Annotated in this window: 6 protein-coding genes; 1 reads left to right on the forward strand and 5 read right to left on the reverse strand. The window is 72.5% G+C overall.

Going from position 1 to position 6,877, the window contains the following annotated elements; translation table 11 throughout:
• The coding region (locus FNQ90_RS08125; RefSeq protein WP_182605754.1) for a MinD/ParA family ATP-binding protein at positions 1 to 1,407 on the forward strand (1,407 nt) is incomplete at its 5' end.
• A gap of 37 nt (positions 1,408 to 1,444) precedes the next feature.
• On the opposite strand, the gene FNQ90_RS08130 is transcribed toward FNQ90_RS08125, so the two are convergent.
• From FNQ90_RS08130 to infB, 5 genes are all read right to left on the reverse strand, one after another.
• Complete coding sequence (locus FNQ90_RS08130; RefSeq protein WP_143619639.1) at positions 1,445 to 2,389, reverse strand: bifunctional riboflavin kinase/FAD synthetase; 945 nt, start codon at positions 2,387 to 2,389, stop codon at positions 1,445 to 1,447.
• A 260-nt stretch (positions 2,390 to 2,649) separates the two neighbouring features.
• The gene (truB, locus tag FNQ90_RS08135; RefSeq protein WP_182605755.1) at positions 2,650 to 3,654 is read right to left on the reverse strand and encodes a tRNA pseudouridine(55) synthase TruB; all 1,005 of its coding nucleotides are present in this window, start codon (positions 3,652 to 3,654) and stop codon (positions 2,650 to 2,652) included.
• Entirely contained in the window at positions 3,651 to 4,121 is a 471-nt protein-coding gene (rbfA, locus tag FNQ90_RS08140; RefSeq protein ID WP_143619635.1) for a 30S ribosome-binding factor RbfA, read from the reverse strand. The genes truB and rbfA overlap by 4 nt, the downstream gene beginning before the upstream one ends.
• Positions 4,122 to 4,173: 52 nt before the next feature.
• Complete coding sequence (locus FNQ90_RS08145) at positions 4,174 to 4,467, reverse strand: DUF503 domain-containing protein (RefSeq protein ID WP_143619633.1); 294 nt, start codon at positions 4,465 to 4,467, stop codon at positions 4,174 to 4,176.
• A 93-nt stretch (positions 4,468 to 4,560) separates the two neighbouring features.
• Positions 4,561 to 6,877, reverse strand: a 2,317-nt coding sequence (gene infB / locus FNQ90_RS08150; RefSeq protein ID WP_182605756.1) for a translation initiation factor IF-2, incomplete at its 5' end; no start/stop codon positions are given.

Consider the following 6,877-nt stretch of genomic DNA (forward strand, 5'->3'; position numbering starts at 1 on the left):
GCCCCCAATGGTCCGCCGCAGGACCCGCGGACCGGTGCGGCCTGGCCCGAACCGCAGCAGTACGCCCCTCGTCCCCAACCGGGCGCGCTGGGGTACACGGCCTCGGTGGAGCTCTCCTCCGACCGCCTGCTGAACGAGAAGCGGCGCAACCGGCCGCGCTCGCAGGCGCCGAGTCGCACGCCCTCCCGCTTCCGGCTGGGCGGCAAGTCGGCCGAGGCCGAGCGGCAGCGGAAGCTGGCGATCATCCGCACCCCGGTGCTGTCCTGCTACCGGATCGCCGTGATCAGCCTCAAGGGCGGTGTGGGAAAGACGACGACCACCACGGCGCTGGGCGCCACCCTGGCCTCGGAGCGTCAGGACAAGGTGATCGCCATCGACGCCAACCCGGACGCGGGCACCCTGGGGCGCCGGGTGCGACGCGAGACGGGGGCGACGATCCGTGATCTGGTGGGGGCCATCCCCTACCTCAACAGCTACATGGACATTCGCCGGTTCACCTCGCAGGCGCCCTCCGGCCTGGAGATCCTCGCCAACGACGTGGACCCGGCGATCTCCACCACCTTCGACGACGAGGACTATCGTCGCGTCATCGACGTGCTGGGCAAGCAGTACCCGATCATCCTCACCGACTCGGGTACGGGCCTGCTCTACAGCGCGATGCGCGGGGTGCTCGACCTGGCGGACCAGCTCATCATCGTCTCGACCCCTTCGGTGGACGGGGCCAGCAGCGCCAGCACCACCCTCGACTGGCTCTCCGCCAACGGTTACGACGAACTGGTGCGGCGCAGCGTCACCGTCATCTCGGGAGTGCGGGAGACGGGCAGGATGGTCAAGGTGGACGACATCGTGGCCCACTTCCGCACCCGGTGCCGGGGGGTGGTGGTTGCCCCCTTCGACGAACACCTCGCGGCGGGCGCCGAGCTCGACCTGGACCTGATGCGGCCCCGGACCCGACAGGCGTACTTCGACCTCGCGGCGCTGATCGCGGAGGACTTCGCACGTGCCCAGCAGGAGCAGGGCCTGTGGACACAGGACGGGGGGATGCCCCCGCACATGGCGCCTCCGCTGCCGGGCCAACCCCCCGCCGGATACCCGGCCGGGCCGGGTCCGCGGCCGTACCCGGGTGCTCCGCAGGCGCCGGCACCACCGCCGGGACCGCACGGGCCCCACGGGCCCCACGGGCAGCAGGGTCGGCACGGGCAGTGGCAGGAGGGTCCGCAGGCGGCTCCGTACCCCGGCGGCCCGGCCCCGCATCCCGCGCAGGATCCCCGGTTCACGGGCGCTCCGTACCCCGGCGCGCCCGGTGGCGCCCCCCAGCCGGGCGCGCCGAACCCGGAGGAGGACCCGCAGATGGGGCACCCGCCCGTGCGGGGATGGCCGCGGCACCACCCCCCGCGGCAGGAGTGAGGCGGTTCGGGAGACGTCGAACGGTTCGATCGACCGATCAGTCCGTGCCGGTCATCAGCTCACGGGTCAGCTCCACGTCATGGCGCATCCGGGCGATGAACGCCTCCAGACTGTCGAAGGTTTCCTGACCCCGCAGGCGGGCGTGGAACTCCACCGCGACGTGATCGCCGTACAGGTCGAGGTCGGTACGGTCCAGGGCGTACGCCTCGACCGTACGCTCGGTCCCGTTGAACTGGGGGTTGGTGCCCACCGAGATGGCGGCCGGCATGGCCTCCCCCGCGATGAGGCGGCCGGCGTACACGCCGTCCGCCGGGATCGCCGAATGGGGCACGGTGTCCAGATTGGCGGTGGGGAAGCCCAGCTCCCGGCCCCGTCTGGCGCCGGAGACCACGGTGCCCTCGACCCGGTGGGGACGTCCCAGGATCTCGGCTGCCCCACCGACATCGCCCTCCGCGATCAGCCGGCGGACGAGGGTGGAGGAGAAGGGTTCGCCGTCACCCGCCGAGCCGCGCACGAAGAGGTCCACCACCATGACGTCGAAACCGCGCTCCCGACCCATTTCGATCAGGGTGTCCACGGTGCCGGCGGCCCGGTGGCCGAACCGGAAGTTGGGGCCCTCGACCACGGTGCGGGCCCGCAGCTTCTCCACCAGCACCTTGACGACGAACTCCTCCGGGGAGAGCCGGGAGAACTCGTGGGTGAAGGGCAGGACCAGCACCGCGTCCACCCCGAGCCCGGCCATGAGGTCGGCGCGGTACGGGTGGGGGGCGAGCAGCGGCGGGTGGCTGCCGGGCCGGATGACCTCCATCGGATGGGGGGAGAAAGTGACCACCACGGCGGGGAGCCCCAGCTCCCGGGCCCGCTCCACCGCTTTTCCGATGATCAACTGGTGACCGCGGTGCACGCCGTCGAAGGAGCCGATGGTGACGACGGCGCCCTCCCGGTCGACCGGGACGTCCGCCAGTCCGTTCCAGCGCTCCACCGTTGTCTCTCCTCGCCGTGGAAGGGGCCTTCCGGTCCAACATACCGGCCGGTCACGGGGGCCCGTCAGCGGGCCGCCCCGGGGGTGGGCCGGCGCCCGTCCCCGGCACCCGGTCCCGCCCGGGCAGGCGGGCGGGACCGGGTGCCGATTCGTCGTTCCGGCCCTTCGCCGCTCCGGCCCGCGGGCGGAGTGGCGAAGGGCGTGACCCGTTCTCATCGCTTTCTCATCGCTTCCGCCGACACGGGGTGCCGCCGGCGTCCTCAGGGCTCGGGAAAGCCCACCCGGACTCGGATGTGCCGCCCCTCCGCCTCGACCAGGGCCACCAGACGCCCGTCGACGCCGAAGGCCGCCACCGGCCCGGCGGAACGCAGCGCCCCGGGTAGTTCCTCCGCGTCCAGGCGCACGCCGTTGGCGATCAGGCGGGTCCGACGGGCGTCCAGGTCCCAGCGGGGGAAGGCCGCGGCTGCGGCCTCCTCCAGTGACATCGGGGCGAAAGCGGGGAGCGAGCCGTCGCCACCCCCTTCACCGTCCTCGCCCTTTCCGGTTCCCGCCGGGCCCCCGGAGCGGGTCCGGGCCCGCTCGGCGAGGTGTTCCAGCTCCGTGGCGTCCTCGATCCGGTAGGGCCCCACCCGGGTGCGCCGCAACGCGGTGAGGTGTCCGCCGGTGCCCAGGGCCGCCCCCAGGTCCCGGGCGAGCGCCCGGATGTAGGTGCCCGAGGAGCAGCCGACCGTCACCGTCACGTCGAGCACCGACGTACCGTCGTCGGCTCTCGCCGGACCGACGTCGTGGACGGTGAAGCGGGAGACGGTCACCGGACGGGCCGGCAGTTCCACTTCTTCGCCCTCCCGCACCCGGCGATGGGCCCGTTTGCCCTCGACCTTCACCGCGCTCACCCGGGCGGGCACCTGCATGATGTCCCCGGTCAGCGGGACGACGGCGGCCTCGACGGCCGCGCGGTCGATCGTCCCGGCCCCCCGGCCGGCGGTGATCGCGCCCTCCGCGTCGTCGGTGACGGTCTCCTGGCCGAGTCGGATGGTGCCCAGGTACTCCTTGTCGGTCAGGGCGAGGTGGCCGAGCAGCCGGGTGGCCCGGCCGAGACCGATGACCAGCACTCCGGTGGCCATCGGGTCGAGCGTGCCGGCGTGGCCGACCCGACGGGTGCGGGCGATGCCGCGCAGCCGGGCGACCACGTCGTGTGAGGTGTGCCCGGCGGGCTTGTCGATGACGACCAGCCCGTCGGGCCCCTTGGCGGAACGGCGGCTCATGCGCGGGAGTCGCCCCCGTCGCCCTCCTCGTCCCCCTCCTCCGGAGCGGGACGGCGGTAGGGGTCGGGGTCGCCGGCGTAGCCCGCGCCCTCCGCCTCACGACGCAGGCGGGCGTCGCGTTCACGGGCGGTGGAGAAGAGCTCCTCCATGGCGCGGGCGTTCTCCGGCAGCGCGTCGGGGATGAAGGTCAGGCTGGGGGTGTGCTTGATGCCGGCGGCCCTCCCGACTTCCGTGCGGAGCATCCCCTTGGCGCTCTCCAGTCCGGCGGCGACCGCCGCGCGGTCGGCCTCGTCGCCGTAGACAGTGTAGAAGACGGTCCCCTCCCGCAGGTCACCGGTGACCCGGGTGTCGGTGACGGTCACCTGGTTGTTCTGGATGCGGGGGTCCTTGATGCCCCGCTGCAACTTCCCTGCGACCACCTCGCGGATGAGTTTCGCCAGGTTGTCGGCGCGCGCGTTGTTGGCCACTGCTCCGTCTCCTCTGTGTTGGTACCTGGTCGTGGGCGGGAACGGCCGCTGTTCAGTCGTCCTCGCCGTGGATGCGCCGTCGCACGGACAGCAGCTCCACTTCGGGGCGGGCGGCGACCATCCGCTCGCACCGGTCGAGGATGTCGGTCAGGTGACCGGCGTCCCCGGAGACCACCGCGACCCCGATGCGGGCCCGGCGGTGCAGGTCCTGGTCGCCGACCTCCGCGGCGCAGACCGCGAGGGACCGGCGCAACTCCGCCACGATCGGGCGGACCAGCGAACGCTTCCCCTTGAGGGAATGCACGTCGCCGAGCAACAGGTCGAACGAGAGCGTCCCGGTGTACATGCCCATGATCGTAGGCGGAACGGCCGGGGCCGGGCGACGGAGTTGTGCTCCGCCGCCCGGCCCCGGTGTGTTCCGCCGAGCGGTTCGGCGGGATCAGCCGCGGGGCTTCTCCCGCAGCTCGTAGGTGGCGATGACGTCGTCCACCTTGATGTCGTTGAAGTTGCCGAGGTTGATACCGCCCTCGTAACCCTCGCGGATCTCGGTGACATCGTCCTTGAACCGGCGCAGACCCTCGATGTTGAGGCTCTCCGCGATGACCTTGCCGTCGCGCAGCAGGCGGGCCTTGCTGTTCCGCTTGACCTCGCCCGACCGGATGAGGACACCGGCGATGTTGCCGAGCTTGGAGGAGCGGAAGACCTCGCGGATCTCCGCCGTGCCGAGCTCGACCTCCTCGTACTCCGGCTTCAGCATGCCCTTCAGGGCCGCCTCGATCTCCTCGATCGCCTGGTAGATGACCGAGTAGTACCGGACGTCCACGCCCTCGCGGTCGGCCATCTGGGTGGCCCGGCCGGCGGCGCGCACGTTGAAGCCGATGACGATGGCGTCCGAGCCGGTGGCCAGGTCGATGTCGGTCTCGGTGACCGCGCCGACACCCCGGTGGAGCACCCGCAGCTCGACGTCCTCGCCGACGTCCAGCTGGAGCAGCGAGGACTCCAGGGCCTCGACCGAACCGGAGGCGTCGCCCTTGATGATGAGGTTGAGCTGCTCCATCTCGCCGGCCTTGAGCGCCTTGTCCAGGTCCTCCAGGGAGACCCGGCGGACACGCTTGGCGAAGGCGGCGTTCCGCTCGCGGGCGGCACGCTTCTCGGCGATCTGACGGGCGGTGCGGTCCTCGCCGACGACGAGGAAGTTGTCGCCCGCGCCCGGCACGTTGGTCAGACCCTGCACCAGCACCGGGGTGGAGGGGCCGGCCTCCTCGACGTTCCGACCGGCGTCGTCGAGCATGGCCCGCACACGGCCGTGGGCGTCGCCCGCGACCATGACGTCCCCGACCCGCAGGGTGCCGCGCTGCACCAGGACGGTGGCCACGGCACCGCGGCCCTTGTCCAGGTGCGCCTCGATCGCGATGCCCTGCGCGTCCTGCTTCGGGTTGGCCCGCAGGTCCAGCGCGGCGTCGGCGGTGAGGATCACGGCCTCCAGGACACCCTCGATGTTGATGCCCTGCTTCGCGGAGATGTCGACGAACATGGTGTCGCCGCCGTACTCCTCGGCCACCAGGCCGTACTCGGTCAGCTGGCCGCGCACCTTGGTCGGGTCCGCGCCCTCGACGTCGATCTTGTTGACCGCGACGACGATCGGCACCTCGGCCGCCTTGGCGTGGTTGAGCGCCTCGATCGTCTGCGGCATCACACCGTCGTTGGCCGCGACGACCAGGACGGCGATGTCGGTCGACTTCGCACCGCGGGCACGCATGGCGGTGAACGCCTCGTGACCCGGGGTGTCGATGAAGGTGATCGCCCGCTCCTCGCCGTTGACCTCCGTGGAGACCTGGTAGGCACCGATGTGCTGGGTGATGCCGCCGGCCTCGCCCTCGATGACGTTGGTCTTCCGGATGGCGTCCAGCAGTCGCGTCTTTCCGTGGTCCACGTGACCCATCACGGTGACCACCGGCGGACGGGCCACCAGGAGCTCGGCGCCGCCCTCGTCCTCGCCGAAGTCGATGTCGAAGGACTCGAGCAGCTCGCGGTCCTCCTCCTCCGGGCTGACGATGCGGACGGTGTAGTTCATCTCGTCGCCGAGCAGCTGCAGCGTCTCGTCGGAGACCGACTGGGTCGCGGTGACCATCTCACCGAGGTTGAACATCACCTGCACCAGCGAGGCCGGGTTGGCGTTGATCTTCTCGGCGAAGTCGGTGAGGGAGGCACCGCGGGACAGGCGAACGGTCTCGCCGTTGCCGCGCGGCAGCATCACGCCACCGATCGACGGCGCCTGCATGGCCTCGTACTCCTGGCGGCGCTGCCGCTTGGACTTGCGCCCACGACGGGCCGGTCCGCCCGGGCGACCGAAGGCGCCCTGCGTACCGCCGCGACCACCCGGACCACCGGGACGACCGCCAAAGCCGGGGCGACCGCCGAAGCCGCCACCGCCACCGGGACCACCCGGACGACCGGCACCGCCGCCACCGGGACCGGCGGGACGACCGGCGAAACCGCCACCGGGACGACCGCCGCCACCGGGACCGGCGGGACGACCGGCGAAACCGCCACCGGGACGACCGCCGCCCTGGCCGCGACCGCCGGGGCCGCCCGGACCGGGGCGACCGCCCGCGGCGGGCCGCTGCGGCATCATGCCCGGGTTGGGACGGTTTCCGCCGCCCGGACGCGGACCACCGGGCCCGGCCTGCGGACGCGGCATGTTGCCCGGGGTGGCGCGACCGCCACCGGGGGCCTGGGGGCGCGGGCCGCCACCC

This window comes from Streptomyces alkaliphilus, assembly GCF_014141535.1.
GTDB lineage: Bacteria > Actinomycetota > Actinomycetes > Streptomycetales > Streptomycetaceae > Streptomyces > Streptomyces alkaliphilus.